This window comes from Simkania sp. (assembly GCF_965215465.1).
Taxonomy (GTDB): Bacteria; Chlamydiota; Chlamydiia; order Chlamydiales; family Simkaniaceae; genus Simkania.
Window position 1 is genome coordinate 1,141,961 of record NZ_OZ244056.1, and the last position, 16,984, is coordinate 1,158,944.

Here is a 16,984-nt window from a genome sequence, read left to right on the forward strand (position 1 = left end):
CCAAAGCTTTGAGGATGTTATACATCGTAAATATGGCATCTTTAACACTCACTCAGATCCGTCAAACCGCCGCCGAAATTCTAGCTGCTGCCGTCTTAGAAATTTGCCCCGATGCGCACATTGTTGAAGGAAGGGCAACCTTTATTGGCTTTGCCTACGATTTCTTATTTCCCAAACCCTTTTCTAAAGACCTGCTCCCTTACATCGAAGAGCGGATGTATAAAATCATCCAAGAGGACCTCCCGATTGAATATCATGAAATGATTCCAGACAATGCTGCTGAGTTCTTCCGCTCTTACCCTAGGTATTATCCCTCCGTTTATGCCAAACAACATCCAGGTCCCCTCGTTGAGGTGTTTAAAATGAGAGGATTTGCCGATCTTTGCCCAGGTCCCTATGCCCGCTCAACAGGTGAGGTAGGAGCGATCAAGCTCCTGGGCCATAGTAAAAGACCAAATATCCGCTATCGAGGAGCCGAAAAGCCCGTGATTGGGATTCATGGGATCGTCTGTGAAGACAAGCAAAAGCTCAAAGAATTTCTCAAAAATAAAAAACAATTTTTTCAGACCGAACATCGAGAATATGGAAGAGCTATTTCACTTTTTCGGATTCGAATGGAAAGAGGCAAGCATTTACATGAAGTGCATCGTTGCTACTGGCTCAAAAAAGGAGAGCGGCTTAAAGAAGCTCTTTACCTCTATTGGAGAGAATCTCATGAAAATGCGGGATTTGATGTGATTCAGACTCAGGGAAATGATCTACTCATGAACCATGAAGAACTCCTCGATGTACTTGGAAAAAATTTGAAAAAAGGGCCATGGAAAGTTGCAGAATATAGCCGCGTTGTCTCGGCAGAAGGAATTGACTCATGGAAAGGACTTTTTGATTCAAAAGATTATTATTTTGATCGCGCTCATATTTTTTGTTTAAATGAACACCTCATTCAAGAACTTATTTCTTCCTTGCAATTCCTTGAAAAAACGACTAAAATGTTTGGTTTCGAAGGGGCTTTAGAAGTCTCCATTCCTAAGAAAGACAAAGAGTTATACGAATATATCAAAGAAGCTTGCAACAAAGCAGAATTGGAATTTGAAGAAAAGCCAGGAAAACTGGCTAAAGCTTTATGGAGAGTGACTGATCGCTATGGCATGCGACGAAGTGCCTCCTTTATAGAACTGAGAAAGAGAGGAAATGGGTTTACCATCACCCATTCCATTTTCAATCGAGTCGAACGATTTATCGCACTGATGATGGAAGCAGAAGGCCCAAGTTTTGAAGATCGAACGAAAGGTATCGAAAAAAAAACAAAATTTGAGTAGAATAGTCAATTTGATCGATTTTTCGGATAATAGGAAGAGAAAGCTTGAGAGTTAACAGAGAAATACGAGCACCCAAAGTTCGCTTAATTGGAAAAGACGGAAGTCAAATAGGGGTAGTTTCGATTAAAGATGCGATGATGCATGCGGAGCAAGCAGGATTAGATCTCGTAGAAATTTCACCGAACGCCAACCCGCCGGTGTGTAAGATTATCGATTACGGGAAATACCGTTATCAGATAACGAAGAAAGAGCGGGAAAGTAAAAAAGCTCAGCACCACGCGAAGCTTAAAGAGATTAAAGTTAAGCCTAATATCGATGAACACGACTTGATGACCAAAATCAAGCGTACTAGAGAATTCATTGAGAAAGGCAATAAAGTTCGAGTCACTTGCATGTTCAGAGGACGTGAAATGGCTCACCCAGAATTAGGAGCAAAAGTCACAGAACGGTTTGTTCAGGAACTTGAAGACATTGCTCAAATTGAAGCGCCACCAAAAATGATGGGGCGCAATTTAAGTTTAGTTCTTGCCCCACAGGGGAAGAAGTAGTTTTAAGGAGAATGAATCGTGCCAAAAGTGAAAACGAAAAAGGCCATCAAAAAGCGTTTTAAAGTGACCGGAACAGGAAAGGTCATGCGCAACAAGCAGGGACGCCGTCACATCTTGACTAAGAAGACATCGAAACGGAAGCGTCATCTGAAAAAACCTGCTAAAATGCATGAAGCTTTTGCCAAACTGTACAAGCGCTTAGCACGAGTAGCCTAAGAGTTAAAGGAGAATAAGGAAAATGGTTCGAGTTAGAAACCCAGTTGCTTCAAGACGCCGTAGAAAAAAGCTCTTGAAACGGGCAAAAGGTTTTGTCGGAGATCGAAAAAATCACGTTCGTCTTACGAAAGATGCTGTGATGAAAGCGCTTGCTTTCAGCTACATGCACCGAAAGAAAAAGAAAGGTGACTTCAGACGCCTTTGGATCACACGTATTGGTGTAGCAGCTAAAGTGAATGGAATTTCCTACAGCAAATTTATCAATGGTTTGACAAAGTCTGGTTGTGCGATCAATCGCAAGATGCTCTCAGACTTAGCAATCCAAGATCCTAAAGCTTTTTCAGCAGTTGCTGATCATGCTAAGAAGGCGCTCGCATAACAACTGCGAGTGCTTTCAAATGAAGCAAAAGGATAAACCTTGCAAGATAAAATCCGGGACTTAAAAGAAGCCTTCAAGAAAGAAGTCGATTTAGCTCAACGCACAAAAGAGCTAGAAGACCTTCGTGTCAAATATCTCGGAAAAAAAAGTCCAGTCCAAGCCCTCATGAAATCCCTACGGGATGTTGCTCCAGAAGAGCGTCCTCAAGTTGGGCAACAAATCAACACCTTGAAACAAGAGATGACAACTGTCATCGACCTCAAGTTTAAAAACGTCCGTAAGCAAGAACTTAAGGAGCGTCTTAGCCAAGAAAAAGTCGATGTGACTCTTCCAGGGCGTCGCCGCTTTCCTGGACGTAAGCATCCACTGACGCAAATGCTCGATGAAGTGACCGAAATTCTTGCCGGGATGGGCTTTTCTGTGCAGTATTCACCTGAAATCGAAACCGAGTACTACAACTACGGAGGGCTCAATTATCCTCCAGACCATCCAGCGCGAGACATGCAAGACACCTTCTATATTACCAAAGATGTCCTCCTTCGCTCTCATACGACCACCATTCAACAGCACATCATGGAAAACCGTGAGCCACCAATCCGAGTCATTTCGACCGGAAAATGCTACCGCAATGAAACTATCACTGCACGTTCACATGTCTTTTTCCACCAGGTTGATGGGCTCTACATTGATAAAGGCGTTACCTTTGCCGATCTCTTATCGACAATGGAAGAGTTTTTTACCAAAGTGTTCCGCCAAAAGATTGAAATGCGTGTTCGTCCCAGCTACTTTCCCTTCGTTGAACCAGGAATGGAAATCGACATTCGCTGCACGACATGCCGCGGAGAAGGATGCCAGCTTTGTAAATATACCGGATGGCTCGAAGTCTGTGGCGCAGGCATGGTTCACCCAGAAGTATTAAAAGCAGGTGGCCTTGATCCCGAAGTCTATTCAGGTTATGCCTGGGGCGGGGGAATCGAACGCCTTCTTCAATTGCGCTCCATGATTAGCGATATCCGTCTCTTTACTGAAAACGACATGCGTTTCCTTGAGCAATTCGAAGCTTAGAGACGATCTAAAAACTTCTTCTTTTCAAATTTTCCTAAAAGCGTTAGAATCAACCCTTACATTTCATTTGGAAGAGTGGCAGAGTGGCCGAATGCATCTGTCTTGAAAACAGAAGTCCCGAGAGGGACCGGGGGTTCGAATCCCTCCTCTTCCGTCCTTTTTAATTTATGAATGATTTTATCTAAAAGCTTGAAAGAGTCGATAGTCCGCCATCGATGTGGAGAACTTGACCTGTCATCCAACTCGATCGCTCTGAGAGAAGGAACAAAACCCCCTCAGCAAGGTCATCCGTTGTACCGAGTCTTTTTAAAGGGTGTCTTTTTTCAAAGATCTCTTTCTTTTTTGGATCTTGGGTTAAATGCTCTGAAAGGGGGGTAGCTGTAAGAGATGGAGCAACAGCGTTTACCCGGACCTTAGGGGCGAGTTCTGCAGCGAGTGCGAGCGTAAATCCTTCTAGAGCTCCTTTTGCAGCTGCGATAGAGGTGTGAAAGGGCATGCCTTGTTGTACTGCGAGGGTACTCATGAGAACAATCGATGACCCATCTTGCATTTCTAATTGGGGAAGATAGTTTTTGATCGCTTGAGTGGCCCCTAAAAAGTTAATTTGCCAGTCGTTTAAAAAGTCATCCTTAGAGAGGTTTTTAAAGGGTTTGAGAGTGATGGATCCTGGAAAATAGGCCAAGCCTGATAGAGGCTCGTTGATATGAGGAAACTCTGCATCTGTATCTGTGACATCGCAAGGGTAGTGCTGGAGGTTAGGATTCTGTAAGGAAGGTGCGTTCCGACTGAGTGAAATGACACCCCGGTTTTCCTCGAGTAATTTTTCTGTAACGCGCAAGCCAATTCCTGAGCTGGCTCCTATAACTAGATAAGTTGATGACATCTGAGAATCCTTTTAGTTCTAAATTTAATGAATATCACAAGGGGAATTATTTGAAAAAAAAATGAATTCACTTTTTGAGAGCATCGGAACCTTTCTAATTGCTTTGATATCAAAAGGAATGTATTATTTTCATATTAATACTTTGTAAGAATTATTTGAATGACTGCAGTACAAGAGATTACCCCTCGTTCGTTCTTTCAGCAAGCTGGATATTTGGCCCTGGAGACTTATGCTTTAGTTGTTCGCTCGGCAATTAAAGGGATGATTGAAACTGTTGCCTTGGGATCCTTGTTCTACTTGGGACAAAGATTTATCTTGAGGCTTGATATGAGTATTGCGACGCCTTTTGAAATTTCAACTATGATTGCCTGTAATCATTTTGTCGATAATCTCTTTCAGCCACTTCAAGATGAAGTTTTACAGATTAAAAAACCCTCGTGTCAGCAACTCCGTAAGGAAGTCATTTATTTCACCGATTTGAGTTGGAAGAAAGAGGCATTAGAAGTCCTCATTTATGCAGCGACCTTTTTTCCCAAGTCCTATCTTAGCTTTAAAATAGCGGATTATGTTGGTTGTCTTTCGGAGACGATTGAAGCTAATAAAAATTCTCTTAAACTCACCTTTTATTTATTCACTGCCGTTCGACTATTTCACTATTCAAAAAGACATTTTAGAAATTTAGTTGATACCTATCGGCATCCTAAAGCTGAAATCGAACCGATACTTAACCTTTCTTCTTAACATCACGCAAGTTCCTAACAAAGTAGAGGCTAGAGAGTCTTCAATAAACTTATGTAGAGCTACGTTTTTTGAGTGTGGTTTGAACAAAGTGATGCAATTTTATTATGTATTTCTTGAGTAGAGAAAACTCGACGCAAACTATTAAAAGCCAGGTGTATAGGTGTGTTGACTTTTTGAAAAAAATAAAAAAAATAAATGACAAATTTCTTCTTTACAAAATATTCACAATGACTCTATCATTACCGCATCTGAATTAAAATGAATACAACAATCCACGGAGGACAAAATGACCGTTCATTTACAAAACCTAGGTAACCAAGCTAAAGCAGAAGCTTTTCCAGCAATCATTAACACAGTTGGAACTGGTGCTTTGGCTTATGCTGGTCAATTCGTACCACAGTTGGTTTCTTATGTTACAATGGCACCTGAAGTTCTAGCTGGAGCTTCTGTTCTTACTTCTTTAAGCGGTAGCCTAGTAAACGTTCTTGGAAGGACTTTTGCAGCTGAGACTTTCGAAAGCAACATGGTTAAAACTGCAGCACACGCAGTTGGAGCATTCGCTTCTGCTTACTTCCTACCACAAGTAGCTACATTTGCTGGAATGGCAATTACTCTTGAGAGCTCAATGGCTGTTGCTGCTGCTTCTACTCTTGTTAAGCTTGCTGCTCTTTTCCTAATGCCAGAGAAAAAGCCTGCAGAAGAAGATAAGAGAAAGAAAGATGAGCTAGAAAAACTAGATGACAAAGCTTTTGCAGCTCTAGCAAAAGACATCGCTGACGGTAAGAAAACACTTACTGACAAAGATGCTAAGCAATATGCTTCTGATCGCGCTGAAGTTACTAAAACTCACGAGTGGAAAGCTGATATCTACGCTAAGCACGTTAAAGACGGTAAGCTTGATATCGCTGAATACAAGAAAGAAGCTGCTGAGAAAAAAGCTGCGTAAGCTGTTTTCAAGTATCAAATTCTTGATGAACGAGGTGGTCTTCCACCTCGTTTTTTTTTAACAAAGAGAGCAAAATGTCTAGTAAAATTCAAAATTTTATAGCTCAAGGAACGAGCGAAATTCTTCCATTTAGTTTTAATGTGCTTGCCTGCGGAGGATTAACAGTTGCAGGTCAGTATGCTCCCAAAGTAGTAGAAGCATTATCTTTCGATATGGAGCTTAAACCTCTCGGCTTTGGCGCTCTTTATACCTCTCTAGCAGGAAGTAGACGTGTGTCTTAGGTAGAACGTTTGCTGGGAATAAAATGAAGACTCAGGCAGCTCAAATTTTCATTTATGCTGTAGCTGCATTTGGTTCTACGTATTTCTTGCCGAATGTTGCAAGTTCAGCTGGATACGTGATGACTAAAGAGAATGCTATGGCTTGTACTTTTGCAAGCTCTCTTGCAAACTTCATCTGCATGATGCTGAAAACCCCCTGATTAAACATAAATCTAGGTTCAAAATCTTTCTTTGAATTTTGGTCAGTAAAGAGCTCTTTACTTTTTCTTTATAATTATTTATGATTTCATTACTTTTTATGAATCTTTCTCAATCTATTCAGAGAATAGGTTCTAGTGTTTATTTGGAATGAAACATGACTTGTGATGCACAGTGCGTTTATCGACAAAAAACTTTAAGTAAAGACTTTGCTTCAAGTTTTCTCGGCCGGACGACAGACCACCTTATTGTCGCAACTGTAGCGAATAGCCTCCTCTCATATTTTTTTAAGTTGAGTGAGGTCAAAGTTGGTATTTTGCAAGGAGCTGTGGCGGCTTTGGTTGTCAACGTTACGCATCATCTCTCGCACTTGGCTCCAGGAGATGAAAATGAAGAGCTCAGAGCAGTTTTAGTAGCAGCTGGAATGTTTTGGGGATCGATTTATTTTTTTCCAGATATTGCGACATGGTGTGGAAAGGAAGCGACTTTTTATGACTCTTTGCAATTTGGGGCAGTATCTTTTGCGTCGATTGCGCTATGTAATCGGGTTTATCATTAAAACCCAATTGGGTTTAGAAGAAGGAATGGATAATGAGTTGGAATCATGTAGGTTTTGGAACAGGCGAGCCGAATTGGAAGCCTTTTATTCACGAGGCTAAAAAAGTTGGCGTACATTGTGCGACCACAGTTTTATCCAATCTTGTCTTGGCTGTCTCTCTCAATCATTTTTTCCCAAGGTGGAGCATTACCCCTTATTCTTCTGCTTTAATCGGCCTGGTCTCAGCTGTTTCCTACACATTGACGGATAAATTGATTGAACACTTCAGGGGAGCTGAGTGTCAAGTGGAACATAAATATAAAGTTTTACTCGCAACAGCAGCAGTAGGGTCATCATATCTCATGCTAGGGAAAGCTTGTACGCCTCGTCAACTCGCATTGGCATTTTTAGATGTGGGAATATTGGAGGTGGGATTATGTTCCACTCCGTGACCGAAAATGTTGACAACATCTATGACCATTTTCAAAATTTGACGGCAAAATGCTTTGTTTCAAATATCGCTTTTGCGGGTTTTGTGCGGGAAATGCGATGGATGCCTGCATTTGTCACTTCTGTTACTTTTGCGTTTTCTAGTAGTGTGGCAAATTATGCAGCCGCTGATTTCACTAAGTATTGTATTCCGGAGACTTTTAGAAATGACTCTAGCTACTATAAAACACACAGGTATCTTCACGGCGTCTACTTTGCGTCGTTTTTTGCCCTTTCATTGATTGGAGCGACTGTTTTAACGCAGTGTGCATTGCCTTTATTTGGTCGGGAAGCACCTGTTGCTCAGACCTTTCTAATCGCAACGCTTGACTTGCTTCCCTTTTATTATCAAGAAATTGTCAGGCTTTTCAAGCGTGTCACTGACAGCTAGTCTTTTCTGACTCATTTACCCGCATCTTTTTTTGAATCACTTTTCGAAACTAAATGGAGCTTGTGCTCAAAGAATGAGTAGACAGCGACCAGGCGAGAGACGAGGATCGCAATGTAAAATTGGCCAATGATTCCTTCTAAGATGGTGAAAGTTTGCCCCACATCCTTGACTGCGATGATATCACCATACCCAATGGTTAGCAAAGTCACAAAGCTATAGTACATCATTTCTGAGAGGTAGCGGCTGTGAGAGACCATTTCAGCATTGAAGAAATCTGCGTGAAATGTTCCAGGAGCCACGAGATCGAGAAGGTAGTAGATGAATGAAAAGCCAAAAGCAACCATGAAATAGGCGCAAACAACCCCTTTAAGTGTTTCTAGACGCACTCTAGCGTTGAGGACAACCTGCTTAATGATTGAGGTGGTTGTGATGAAGGTAAAGATGATGACAAGAGATAAGGAAAAAATAGCAAAAGGAGGACTTGGAAAAAAAAGATGGAAGAAGTGAAAGAGGACAGCTGGAATCGCAAAGCAGGAAGCGGCAACTTTAACTTTGCGTGAATGCTTGCAGTTGAAGATAGCGGAGAGAAAGACAATGACAAATAGAAATTGCCAGACCGTCAAGTAAATAAACCCTCGGTCGTACGGACGGAATACAAACAAAAGAACAAGAGAAAGGAGGAGTTGGCTAAAGTAGCCAGACACTGCTCGAAAAGTTTTGGATGTGTAGAACTTAATCAGTTTTCCCATTTATCGCACCTCAAGTCTACCTATAAAGTTTTCACCTTTAGGGATCAATAGATAATTTAAAACATTAATAATTAGTTAAATGTGTTTGACTTTTTATTATTTATATGAAATTAAATCCCCTTGTTTTATTTTATAAATAGGGAGTCATGTGAAGGGGGTATTCCGTGAGTACAAATCCAGAACCAACACCACTTAGTCAACCATTTCCAGGTGCGATGCCTGTCATGAAGCGAGAGCTTGATGAAATTCTTGGAAATTTCTTCTATCGTCTTGAAAATGAAGGTTTTTCTAAATCAACAATGAGCCATCTCTTGCGTCTCTATGAGACAATGATACTCAGTCGATCAAAGGAAATCGGTGGAAAACTATATGAACATGTCCAGCAACTTGTTCAATTTTGTGCAGATTTTGCGAATGGGCATGGGAAACTCGAGCGAGTGAATACGCAGCTGGAGCATGTAAAGGAAGTTTTAAGGAGTTAACGATGAGCCTTCCTCCAGAAAAAGGCAAGATTCAAGGGGTTAAAAGGCAGTTGACCCACGATCTTCAAACATTTTTGTGGCGTTTTGAGCAGGGGGGATATTCTAGAGATTCAATGCATGAGGTTTTAGAGTTTCTTGAAAAAGCCCTGGAGAGCGAGGCCCATGAGATTGGGGGAGAAATAGAAGAGCATATCAATAAAATGATTGTGGATTGTCATGCCTATGTAGATGGGAAGGGGAATCCAAAGGATGTTGTTCGAGATTTAGATCAACTTAGGCAAGATCTTGAAAAGTAGGGGAATATGTATCCAGAAGAAGAAGCTCCAGAGGAGCAGGAGAAGGAAATCCTCCGAGGGGAGATCCAAGAGTTTTTAGGTGAGTTTGAAGCTTCAGAAGAGACTGAAGACGATATGAAAACGATTTTGCCTATTTGGCGAGACGAGATTATCAATCATGCCCGCGGGGTGGGGGGAAAGACATTGTCGTCGATTAAAATCCTGATCAATGTTTGCGAAGATTATGCGAATAATCGAGGAATGCTTGAAAGGGTCCGAAAAGAAGCCGAAGAAACACGTATCCATCTAGGCCTATAATTTTTTCTATAGTGCACTTTGTCTCTAAAGTGCACATCCTCTATTCCTTTTTAAACCTGATTAGCGGTAAAATTAGAGTTATACCATTTCGGAAAAATAACTTAGTGAATATAGCTTGATTTTTTTCGGTTAAAATTGAGTTTTCGATTTCGCTAACCAACAAGTGGTTAGCATCAATCTCCAAACTGAATTTTCACTCGAAAACCTCTGCGCTAATTCTGTAATTTATTTTTCCGAAATGGTATTATTGTAACAAAGGTTTTTTTAAGGATTCTTTGATGTTTTACATTACCAATACAAGTAGTGCTCGGTCTCCCTATCGGGTTGAGCCGATTGATAAAGATCGGCGCGAACAGCAAAGACAACCTGGGCAGCAGTTTGGGGGGGAATCGGATGCTGAAAAACATGAGAAGTTTCTAAAGGCAAGTGAAAAACTCTACAAGCAGCGATCTGTGATCGTTGCTGGAGAGATTATGAATAAGAAAATTCTACCTTTACATGAAAATCTGTCGCTTGAAGAAGCTTGGAAGCTTGTGAAAGACCATCAATTTGAGCATTTTCCGATTGTTTCCTCAGAGGGAAAGCTTGTAGGCCTATTATCAGAAAAAGAGATTTTGCGAAAAATCCAAGCAAAAGAGGGAAGTAAAAGCTTAAAAGAATTGGTGTCGAAAGAGACCCTTTGTGCTGATGAAAGTACGAATTTAAATGAAGTGATCCAGGTCTTTTTCGATGAAAACCTCGATGCTGTTCCGATTATTGATGATGAACATAAAGTCCTTGGAATTTTGAGTAAAAATGAGCTGCTACAAACGATGATTAAGGTTTCTCATCTTCGACCCTAAAAATGGGTTGTTGTTAATTGAGTAATACGATAGAAAAACGGCTAATAATACGATGCATAATGTGACCGAGACAAATACCAGCTTTACTCCATATTTACCCTTTCTGACACTGATCAGCTTTATTTCGTTTGTCAACATTTTGGCGCGTGTCATTTTTTCACCTTTGACCCCATTCATTTGCTCAGAGATGAATTTGTGCCACGCCGATACAGGAAACATCTTTTTAGTCTTATCTCTTGGATTTGCCATCACACTCTTTGCTTCTCAGTATCTCTCTGCGAAATTTTCTCATAAGTTTACGATCATTTTCTCTATCTTGACGACAGGCTTTGCACTGATGCTGACTGCTTATGCAAACTCATTTGAGCAGTTTAGGTGGGCTGTTTTTGTAGTCGGAGTGAGCGCAGGCTTTTTTATTCCTTCTGCGGTGGCTTTGATTCGAGAAAATGTTCCAAGTCACCATTTAGGAAAAGCCTTTGGAATTTTTGGGACGGCTCAAAGTTTTGCCTTTATTTTGGGGCCTCTTTTTGTGCATTTTTTTATCCAATTTTACAGTTGGAGAGGAATTCTCAATGGTTTCGGCCTCCTTTCAGCAGTTTTAAGCCTTCTTCTCTTCTTTATGATCCGAAAAAAAGAGGAAAGGAGCGTCCCCATTACATTTGCTTTTGTTCGTGAAGTTTTTGCAAGGCCCTCTTTTTGGATCTTGAACTTACTCCTTTGCATCATCAATGGATTGAATATTGGGATCTATAATATGGCTCCTGATTACTTTGAGCGTCACAACTTGCTCGAAGCTCATGAAGTCAGCCATTTGATTATCATTGCGCGAACAATTAGCATTTTTACAGCAATTGTTGGGGGATATTTTGCCGACCGTTTAGGGCTAAAAAAATCTTTAGTGATCATCTTAGTCATTTGTGGAGTTGTCACAGCTATGATGGGGATGACGAATCCTATGCTGGCTCTACTTCTTTTTTGTGTTCAGTCCCCGATTGCAGCTTGTCTGATGCCAATCATTCATTATGGTGTGGCAACAATTGCAACCCCTGAAAAAAATGCAGCTATGGTCTCTATCATGGCTCCCTTTGGCTTCACATTCGGAGCTGGGATTGTTCCTCAAGTTTTAGGTTTTTTTGGCGATTCCAATCTTTATGCAGAGGGGTTTGTTGTTTTTGGAGTCACTTCATTGCTCAGCGCACTTGTCTTTAGTTTGAATGCAGTTTATAAGCATGTCCATCTAAGTCAAGTTAAAAGCATGGAGTAGGCAATGAATTCTAGAGTGGGCATTCTCTTGGTCAATTTGGGGACACCTGATTCGGTTGAGCCCCGCGTAGTTAAGCGTTATCTCACTCAATTTTTGACAGATGGAAGAGTCATAGACATTCCTTTTTTCTTGCGTCAATTGCTTGTGAGAGGGGTGATCATTCCTAAGCGGTATCGAAATTCTGCAAAGCTTTATCAAACCATTTGGAAGCCTGAAGGTTCTCCGCTTAAGATTCACAGCTACGAGCTGAAAGATAAACTGCAAGAATCTTTGGGAAATTCATTTCAAGTCGAACTCGCGATGCGTTATCAAAACCCTTCTATTGAAAGTGGGCTTGAAAATTTAAGAACCTGTGAAAAAATTGTCGTCGTTCCACTTTTCCCTCAGTATGCCTCTGCAACCACCGGTTCGGTTTATCAAGAAGTTTTTCGTATCCTTCAAACTTGGCAAGTGATTCCTGCATTAGTCTTCGTTGATGGATTTGCTACGCATGAAGAGGTGATCCATGCTTTTTGTGCGTCGGCTCGCGAATACGAGCTAGATCAGTACGATCACTTTCTCTTCAGTTATCATGGGCTTCCACAAAGACAAGTTCAAAAAGCAGACCGTTGCAACCACTGCCTGAAGACGCCCAATTGCTGCCAAGAACTGACAGAGAAGAACCGCACTTGTTATGCGGCTCAGTGTGTTGCAACAACCGCTGCCATTTGCCGTCAGCTCAAGCTTCCTCAAGAGGCAGTGAGCCATTGCTACCAATCCAGACTAGGTAAAGACCCTTGGATCCAACCCTATGCAAGCGATGTCTTGGAAAGGCTTGCCAAAGAGGGTAAGAAGAAACTTCTCGTTTTTTCTCCTGCTTTTGTTGCAGATTGTCTTGAAACATTGCAAGAAATTGGGATAGAATATCAAGCTGAATTCAAACAGTGGGGAGGGGAAAAGCTGGACTTAGTCGAAGGGCTCAACGCAAGACCAGAATGGGTTTCAGCTCTGAGAAGTATTATTTTAAAACAGTTACCGCGTAAGGAGGGAAATGAGTGCGCCAATTCAACCATCGTCTGATCTGCAGAAGTTAAATGTCAGAAGACCATCTCTTTTAACTTTGATTGTGTTGATTTCTTTTGGCTCAATAGGAGCGGCCCTTTTTACGCCGGCGATTCCTTCAATCATTAAAGAGTTTGGAATTTCTGTCAGTGTTGCGCAACTCACGGTGACACTTTACTTGTTGGGATATTGTGTTGGACAGCTCATTTATAGCCCTTTTGCCAAGCGTTTCGGAAGGAAACCAGCACTCTATGTTGGCGTTTCGATTGCAATGGTTTCCTCGTTCCTTTGTGCCATTTCAGGGCCGTTGCACAATTTCCAGCTTCTCCTATTGGGAAGGCTGCTGACCTCGCTTGGTTCGAGTGTGGGACTGAGCCTGACGTTTTTGATTATTAGCGATTACTTTTACGAAAAACACGCTCGCAAAATCACTGCATATACGATGCTTGCCTTTGCTGTTGTTCCTGGGATCTCTATTGCTGTTGGGGGGAGTTTAGTGACTCTCTTTGGTTGGGAAAGTTGCTTTTACTTTTTAACACTCTATTCGATATTTGCGCTCTACCTCGTTCATCGTCTTGCAGAGACTGGGCCAGGTCAGGAAAAAACAGCAACCCGTCTCTTGACAGTCCTAAAAAATTACCAACGCGATTTCAAAAATCCCATCTTAGTGATCTATTCGATCTTGATTGGAACCTCAACGATTTTTGTCTATATCTTTGCTGCCACAGCTCCAGTTATTGTGATTAGTATGATAGGGGTGCGCCCCGATACATTTGGACTGCTCAATTTAATTCCGGCATGTGGATACTTTTTAGGAAATTTTGTCGCAGCCCGTTTGGCTAATCACTTTGAAATCAAAGCCGTCTTACATGCTGGAATCTGCATCATGGCAGTTGGAGTGGCTCTCTTGTTTGGCTTGCTTTTGAGTGGTTCTACCTCTGTTTTCAGCATTTTCTTGCCCGTGTGTTTACTTTACTTTGGGATTCCACTCATGTACTCGAATGCGGCTGTTCTCGCGACTTTCCGCGTTAAAGACAAACCCAATGCTTCCTCAATCATGAGCTTTATCAATATTGGCTCAGCGCTGTTTGGTATCATTGTCATGGGACTCATTCCAGGAAATCGATCAATTGTGATGCCATGCCTTTTCTTGTTCTTTTTTCTCTTTATGTTGTGTTTGTATGTGCTGAGTTATAAGCGCCTCAGAGAAGACCAGGAAGAAGCGACTTAGAATCTCTCACTATCTAGCATTAGTTTTTCATCCATTCAAAAAGATCATTCAAGAGGTGGGTTTGCACACGGTCGACAATACTCAAATGCCCGGAACCATGAACGTAAAAACGTTCTTTAGCTATTGATTTTGAAGAGGTTTCAATAACAAGTCTAGAAAATGCACTTATACATGGCTGAATCTGAAACTCTTCAGTTGTGCAATAACTACGAAACTTTCGCTTAGTTGTAAGTTTCTTTTGTTGTTGTTCCAAAAGTTCTTTAGAGCAATCACTCTTATATGAAAGCTCTTCTATGACTTCAGGTGAAAACCAAAGATGAGCACAACCAGTCATTTTAAGAAGAGTCATCATTAATGATCCATGGTGTGCCCCTGCAATCGTTCCAACATAGACTTTTGGTTTTTGAGCGAGTTTTCGCATTTTTAACTCCAGACTTGCCACAATGGGACCACCTCTAGAAGTTCCAACAAGAGCAATAGGCTTGTCTCGATATTTAGTCGTATAGTTTTTCAACAAGTTAAGAATGGGTGTGGTCGCTTCTTCTAAGCTGCAATCCCCCCCATTATTAACCTTTATGAGACAAACATCTGCGTTAGGGTCATGAGCTTCAATTGCTTTTTTATATGCGTTCCAGCAAGAGGGATGTCCGTGAATTCCATGGATAAAAACATAAAGCCCAGTACTTTTCTCTTTCCAACGATAGCTTTGGGTTAAGGAAGGATCGATGTAAGTCTGACTAGGAGATCCTTTCCAATCTAGAAAGGCTTCATACTTTGTAATGATTTGTGTATACACATCAGAAAGAAACGCAACATAGCGATGGAATATTAAAAGAAGAGGATTCCTGCGATCTATCAAAGGGGCTCCTGTTTCGACTTTTTGCGGATCATCAAAAAGTCCAGGAGCTTGTTTTTCATCGCTTGTAAAAGGTTGCCAGGAATAATGCTTATGAGAATCAGAGAAATAACCCATCATAGGACAAGATAAAATAATAGGTAAGGCTATCCCCAAAGATAAGCTGGAGGCTGCAAGAGAATATTCTAAATTCAAAAAAGCTTTTACAGGGGTAGAAATATTTGAAATTGAAGTCATTAATGCTGACATTGTTTTTTTCTCCATTTTTTTTGGAAAATAGTAATTGATTTCAGCATTTAAAAAAATAAAAAGTGTTTTTTTAGTTGATAACCTTTTTACTGTAATGATTCAGGGTTTTTGACATTATAACTTGATAAATATAAGGATTTTCCAAGATATCCTCAACTTTTTGTTCGTTATCTACGCTTCTGTGGCAAAATTGAAATACTTGGTTAGAAAGGGCGAGGTTGGCCTTGGTAGTCGTGAAAACTCCCTGAAGGATAGGCTCGACAGTCTTCTATCACTTTGAGCAAGCCCAACACACTCTCTTCTACAGGAACCATTGCATTCGGTCCGCCCATGGGTGTTTGGACCCAACCTGGATGAAGAAGAAGGACATGAACTCCTTGATCTTTCAATTTAATTGCGAACTCCTGCATTCCCATATTGAGAGCGGCTTTACTCATCCGGTAAGCAATAAATCCTCCTGCTACATTATCTGCAATGCTGCCGGCACCACTGCTAATGGTTGCAATGACCTTTAGATCACTTTTGACGATATGCGGGACAAAAGCTTCGGTCATTTTGACTGTGCTGACGGCATTGATTTCAATGGTCTGCATCATTCCTTTTCGAGATAGAGTTCCAATTTCTGTCGGGTTTTCTCCCCATCCGATTTGACTATCGGCATAGAGGACTCCTGCATTATTAATGAGGAGGTCGATAGGGGTATTTTCATATTTGGCTGCTAAGGCCTGTATGGCCTCATCATCTCGGATGTCGAGCGGTTCAACAGTGAGGTTTTCTTGGGGGGCAATGTTTCCTGGATTTTGGCTGGTTCCAATCACTGAAAAGCCACGGCTTAACAGGTGCTTGACAAGACCTTGCCCAATTCCTCGACTGATTCCTGTAATAAGTGCTGTTTTTGTCATTCTTCTTTCTTTGAAAACAATGTAATCACACTCATAGGTGTGTTTGGACCTTCATTTGCCATGTATTTTAGAAGATCTCCTGTATTTCTCTCAAACCAAAGTTCAGCTTTCCAAAACATTTTTTTGAAACCTGTTAGGGTCACTTTGACTTTGATTGCGTCGTGTGTTTCTCCCTGGACTTTAACTTGCTCTAGTCTGGACGACTTTGTCGCAATCATATGATGGAGGCTAAGTTTGGTGGGATGGACAATGTAGAATTTAAGGGAGTCTGCAGTTGAGAGAATAAAGGGACGGAAGGTGAAATCAAATTCCTGGATCCAAAAGTCATCTCCAATGTTGAACTCCTTTTGGGTGACTTGTTCACCATCACTTCGCTTAGCAAAAAGATAGGGACCATCTCGGTGGATGTAGTACTCATTTTTTTCGTTTTTCGATTGGTATGAGAAGCATTGCGTGTTGACTGGAGGAGAAGTGATAATAAGGGTTTCACCATTTCCACTGATCCCTTGGATATGGACGTTTTTGTCTTTTTCTTGAAGAATCCAGGTTGTTTCAGAAGTTCGACCTTCGATCTCCTTTTTGTACACATAAGTGACCTTTGAAGGCGGCTCTTCTTCTTTGCTCACTAAAGGAGCAATGAAAAGACAAGATAAGAGAAATAACTTAAGTAGTTGCATGCATGCACCTCTAACGTAAGCAAGATTATTTATCAGTCTATAGCAAGTCAGATTTTATGGGTCAATGAACCTTGAGTTTTATCGATTACCATTCTAGACTAGGA

At 41.2% G+C, this 16,984-nt stretch carries 24 protein-coding genes and 1 tRNA gene; 20 read left to right on the forward strand and 5 right to left on the reverse strand.

Going from position 1 to position 16,984, the window contains the following annotated elements:
• Positions 1-32 precede the first annotated feature (32 nt).
• The 6 genes from ACOOFG_RS05220 to ACOOFG_RS05245 all read left to right on the forward strand — a co-directional run bounded on the left by ACOOFG_RS05220 (position 33) and on the right by ACOOFG_RS05245 (position 3,681).
• Positions 33-1,319, forward strand: a complete 1,287-nt coding sequence (locus ACOOFG_RS05220) for a hypothetical protein (RefSeq protein WP_420422584.1) — start codon at positions 33-35, stop codon at positions 1,317-1,319.
• Between the two features lie 44 nt (positions 1,320-1,363).
• Positions 1,364-1,867 (forward strand): translation initiation factor IF-3, encoded by a 504-nt coding sequence (infC, locus tag ACOOFG_RS05225; RefSeq protein WP_420422585.1) that lies wholly within the window; start codon positions 1,364-1,366, stop codon positions 1,865-1,867.
• 18 nt (positions 1,868-1,885) lie between these two features.
• The gene (gene rpmI / locus ACOOFG_RS05230; RefSeq protein ID WP_420422586.1) at positions 1,886-2,083 is read left to right on the forward strand and encodes a 50S ribosomal protein L35; all 198 of its coding nucleotides are present in this window, start codon (positions 1,886-1,888) and stop codon (positions 2,081-2,083) included.
• Between the two features lie 22 nt (positions 2,084-2,105).
• Positions 2,106-2,462, forward strand: a complete 357-nt coding sequence (rplT, locus tag ACOOFG_RS05235) for a 50S ribosomal protein L20 (RefSeq protein WP_420422587.1) — start codon at positions 2,106-2,108, stop codon at positions 2,460-2,462.
• Positions 2,463-2,501: 39 nt separating this feature from the next.
• On the forward strand, positions 2,502-3,527 hold the full coding sequence (pheS, locus tag ACOOFG_RS05240; RefSeq protein WP_420422588.1) for a phenylalanine--tRNA ligase subunit alpha: 1,026 nt from the start codon (positions 2,502-2,504) through the stop codon (positions 3,525-3,527).
• 69 nt (positions 3,528-3,596) lie between these two features.
• Positions 3,597-3,681: transfer RNA gene (locus tag ACOOFG_RS05245), tRNA-Ser, on the forward strand.
• 27 nt (positions 3,682-3,708) lie between these two features.
• Here ACOOFG_RS05245 and ACOOFG_RS05250 read toward each other — a convergent pair.
• On the reverse strand, positions 3,709-4,410 hold the full coding sequence (locus ACOOFG_RS05250) for an SDR family NAD(P)-dependent oxidoreductase (RefSeq protein WP_420422589.1): 702 nt from the start codon (positions 4,408-4,410) through the stop codon (positions 3,709-3,711).
• Positions 4,411-4,569: 159 nt separating this feature from the next.
• Between ACOOFG_RS05250 and ACOOFG_RS05255 the strand changes: the two genes are divergently transcribed.
• From ACOOFG_RS05255 to ACOOFG_RS05285, 7 genes are all read left to right on the forward strand, one after another.
• On the forward strand, positions 4,570-5,151 hold the full coding sequence (locus tag ACOOFG_RS05255; RefSeq protein WP_420422590.1) for a hypothetical protein: 582 nt from the start codon (positions 4,570-4,572) through the stop codon (positions 5,149-5,151).
• A gap of 286 nt (positions 5,152-5,437) precedes the next feature.
• Entirely contained in the window at positions 5,438-6,097 is a 660-nt protein-coding gene (locus tag ACOOFG_RS05260; protein WP_420422591.1) for a hypothetical protein, read from the forward strand.
• 74 nt (positions 6,098-6,171) lie between these two features.
• Positions 6,172-6,378 carry a hypothetical protein gene (locus tag ACOOFG_RS05265; RefSeq protein ID WP_420422592.1) on the forward strand — a complete coding sequence of 69 codons (207 nt, stop codon included), beginning with the start codon at positions 6,172-6,174 and terminating at the stop codon, positions 6,376-6,378.
• A 23-nt stretch (positions 6,379-6,401) separates the two neighbouring features.
• Positions 6,402-6,578 (forward strand): hypothetical protein, encoded by a 177-nt coding sequence (locus tag ACOOFG_RS05270; RefSeq protein ID WP_420422593.1) that lies wholly within the window; start codon positions 6,402-6,404, stop codon positions 6,576-6,578.
• 155 nt (positions 6,579-6,733) lie between these two features.
• Complete coding sequence (locus ACOOFG_RS05275) at positions 6,734-7,135, forward strand: hypothetical protein (RefSeq protein WP_420422594.1); 402 nt, start codon at positions 6,734-6,736, stop codon at positions 7,133-7,135.
• Between the two features lie 32 nt (positions 7,136-7,167).
• Positions 7,168-7,566, forward strand: a complete 399-nt coding sequence (locus ACOOFG_RS05280; protein ID WP_420422595.1) for a hypothetical protein — start codon at positions 7,168-7,170, stop codon at positions 7,564-7,566.
• On the forward strand, positions 7,551-7,994 hold the full coding sequence (locus tag ACOOFG_RS05285) for a hypothetical protein (protein ID WP_420422596.1): 444 nt from the start codon (positions 7,551-7,553) through the stop codon (positions 7,992-7,994). The genes ACOOFG_RS05280 and ACOOFG_RS05285 overlap by 16 nt, the downstream gene beginning before the upstream one ends.
• Before the next feature lie 11 nt (positions 7,995-8,005).
• Here the strand turns inward: ACOOFG_RS05285 and ACOOFG_RS05290 are convergent, their stop codons facing one another.
• Complete coding sequence (locus ACOOFG_RS05290) at positions 8,006-8,743, reverse strand: potassium channel family protein (RefSeq protein ID WP_420422597.1); 738 nt, start codon at positions 8,741-8,743, stop codon at positions 8,006-8,008.
• 164 nt (positions 8,744-8,907) lie between these two features.
• Here ACOOFG_RS05290 and ACOOFG_RS05295 point away from each other — a divergent pair, with 164 nt between their 5' ends.
• From ACOOFG_RS05295 to ACOOFG_RS05325, 7 genes are all read left to right on the forward strand, one after another.
• The gene (locus ACOOFG_RS05295; protein ID WP_420422598.1) at positions 8,908-9,225 is read left to right on the forward strand and encodes a hypothetical protein; all 318 of its coding nucleotides are present in this window, start codon (positions 8,908-8,910) and stop codon (positions 9,223-9,225) included.
• Between the two features lie 2 nt (positions 9,226-9,227).
• Positions 9,228-9,521 carry a hypothetical protein gene (locus ACOOFG_RS05300; RefSeq protein ID WP_420422599.1) on the forward strand — a complete coding sequence of 98 codons (294 nt, stop codon included), beginning with the start codon at positions 9,228-9,230 and terminating at the stop codon, positions 9,519-9,521.
• A 6-nt stretch (positions 9,522-9,527) separates the two neighbouring features.
• Complete coding sequence (locus tag ACOOFG_RS05305) at positions 9,528-9,818, forward strand: hypothetical protein (protein WP_420422600.1); 291 nt, start codon at positions 9,528-9,530, stop codon at positions 9,816-9,818.
• A gap of 278 nt (positions 9,819-10,096) precedes the next feature.
• Positions 10,097-10,660, forward strand: a complete 564-nt coding sequence (locus ACOOFG_RS05310) for an HPP family protein (protein WP_420422601.1) — start codon at positions 10,097-10,099, stop codon at positions 10,658-10,660.
• 61 nt (positions 10,661-10,721) lie between these two features.
• The gene (locus tag ACOOFG_RS05315; RefSeq protein ID WP_420422602.1) at positions 10,722-11,924 is read left to right on the forward strand and encodes an MFS transporter; all 1,203 of its coding nucleotides are present in this window, start codon (positions 10,722-10,724) and stop codon (positions 11,922-11,924) included.
• Between the two features lie 3 nt (positions 11,925-11,927).
• Positions 11,928-12,983, forward strand: coding sequence for a ferrochelatase (hemH, locus tag ACOOFG_RS05320; RefSeq protein WP_420422603.1), 1,056 nt, complete (start codon positions 11,928-11,930; stop codon positions 12,981-12,983).
• Complete coding sequence (locus tag ACOOFG_RS05325; protein ID WP_420422604.1) at positions 12,955-14,196, forward strand: MFS transporter; 1,242 nt, start codon at positions 12,955-12,957, stop codon at positions 14,194-14,196. Before hemH ends, ACOOFG_RS05325 begins: the two co-directional genes overlap by 29 nt.
• A 19-nt stretch (positions 14,197-14,215) precedes the next feature.
• Here ACOOFG_RS05325 and ACOOFG_RS05330 read toward each other — a convergent pair whose 3' ends face one another.
• The 3 genes from ACOOFG_RS05330 to ACOOFG_RS05340 form a co-directional block, all read right to left on the reverse strand.
• Positions 14,216-15,301, reverse strand: coding sequence for an esterase/lipase family protein (locus tag ACOOFG_RS05330; protein ID WP_420422605.1), 1,086 nt, complete (start codon positions 15,299-15,301; stop codon positions 14,216-14,218).
• 203 nt (positions 15,302-15,504) lie between these two features.
• Positions 15,505-16,203 (reverse strand): SDR family oxidoreductase, encoded by a 699-nt coding sequence (locus tag ACOOFG_RS05335; protein WP_420422606.1) that lies wholly within the window; start codon positions 16,201-16,203, stop codon positions 15,505-15,507.
• Positions 16,200-16,880 carry a hypothetical protein gene (locus ACOOFG_RS05340; protein WP_420422607.1) on the reverse strand — a complete coding sequence of 227 codons (681 nt, stop codon included), beginning with the start codon at positions 16,878-16,880 and terminating at the stop codon, positions 16,200-16,202. The genes ACOOFG_RS05335 and ACOOFG_RS05340 overlap by 4 nt, the downstream gene beginning before the upstream one ends.
• Positions 16,881-16,984: the final 104 nt, after the last annotated feature.

Excerpts from the sequence above, each read along its gene's own strand:
- ACOOFG_RS05220 (WP_420422584.1), top strand. The coding sequence starts at position 33 with ATGGCATCTTTAACACTCACTCAGATCCGTCAAACCGCCGCCGAAATT.
- rplT (WP_420422587.1), top strand. The coding sequence starts at position 2,106 with ATGGTTCGAGTTAGAAACCCAGTTGCTTCAAGACGCCGTAGAAAAAAG.
- ACOOFG_RS05250 (WP_420422589.1), bottom strand. The coding sequence starts at position 4,410 with ATGTCATCAACTTATCTAGTTATAGGAGCCAGCTCAGGAATTGGCTTG.
- ACOOFG_RS05255 (WP_420422590.1), top strand. The coding sequence starts at position 4,570 with ATGACTGCAGTACAAGAGATTACCCCTCGTTCGTTCTTTCAGCAAGCT.
- ACOOFG_RS05260 (WP_420422591.1), top strand. The coding sequence starts at position 5,438 with ATGACCGTTCATTTACAAAACCTAGGTAACCAAGCTAAAGCAGAAGCT.
- ACOOFG_RS05265 (WP_420422592.1), top strand. The coding sequence starts at position 6,172 with ATGTCTAGTAAAATTCAAAATTTTATAGCTCAAGGAACGAGCGAAATT.
- ACOOFG_RS05270 (WP_420422593.1), top strand. The coding sequence starts at position 6,402 with ATGAAGACTCAGGCAGCTCAAATTTTCATTTATGCTGTAGCTGCATTT.
- ACOOFG_RS05275 (WP_420422594.1), top strand. The coding sequence starts at position 6,734 with ATGACTTGTGATGCACAGTGCGTTTATCGACAAAAAACTTTAAGTAAA.
- ACOOFG_RS05280 (WP_420422595.1), top strand. The coding sequence starts at position 7,168 with ATGAGTTGGAATCATGTAGGTTTTGGAACAGGCGAGCCGAATTGGAAG.
- ACOOFG_RS05285 (WP_420422596.1), top strand. The coding sequence starts at position 7,551 with ATGTTCCACTCCGTGACCGAAAATGTTGACAACATCTATGACCATTTT.
- ACOOFG_RS05290 (WP_420422597.1), bottom strand. The coding sequence starts at position 8,743 with ATGGGAAAACTGATTAAGTTCTACACATCCAAAACTTTTCGAGCAGTG.
- ACOOFG_RS05300 (WP_420422599.1), top strand. The coding sequence starts at position 9,228 with ATGAGCCTTCCTCCAGAAAAAGGCAAGATTCAAGGGGTTAAAAGGCAG.
- ACOOFG_RS05305 (WP_420422600.1), top strand. The coding sequence starts at position 9,528 with ATGTATCCAGAAGAAGAAGCTCCAGAGGAGCAGGAGAAGGAAATCCTC.
- ACOOFG_RS05310 (WP_420422601.1), top strand. The coding sequence starts at position 10,097 with ATGTTTTACATTACCAATACAAGTAGTGCTCGGTCTCCCTATCGGGTT.
- hemH (WP_420422603.1), top strand. The coding sequence starts at position 11,928 with ATGAATTCTAGAGTGGGCATTCTCTTGGTCAATTTGGGGACACCTGAT.
- ACOOFG_RS05325 (WP_420422604.1), top strand. The coding sequence starts at position 12,955 with ATGAGTGCGCCAATTCAACCATCGTCTGATCTGCAGAAGTTAAATGTC.
- ACOOFG_RS05330 (WP_420422605.1), bottom strand. The coding sequence starts at position 15,301 with ATGTCAGCATTAATGACTTCAATTTCAAATATTTCTACCCCTGTAAAA.
- ACOOFG_RS05335 (WP_420422606.1), bottom strand. The coding sequence starts at position 16,203 with ATGACAAAAACAGCACTTATTACAGGAATCAGTCGAGGAATTGGGCAA.
- ACOOFG_RS05340 (WP_420422607.1), bottom strand. The coding sequence starts at position 16,880 with ATGCAACTACTTAAGTTATTTCTCTTATCTTGTCTTTTCATTGCTCCT.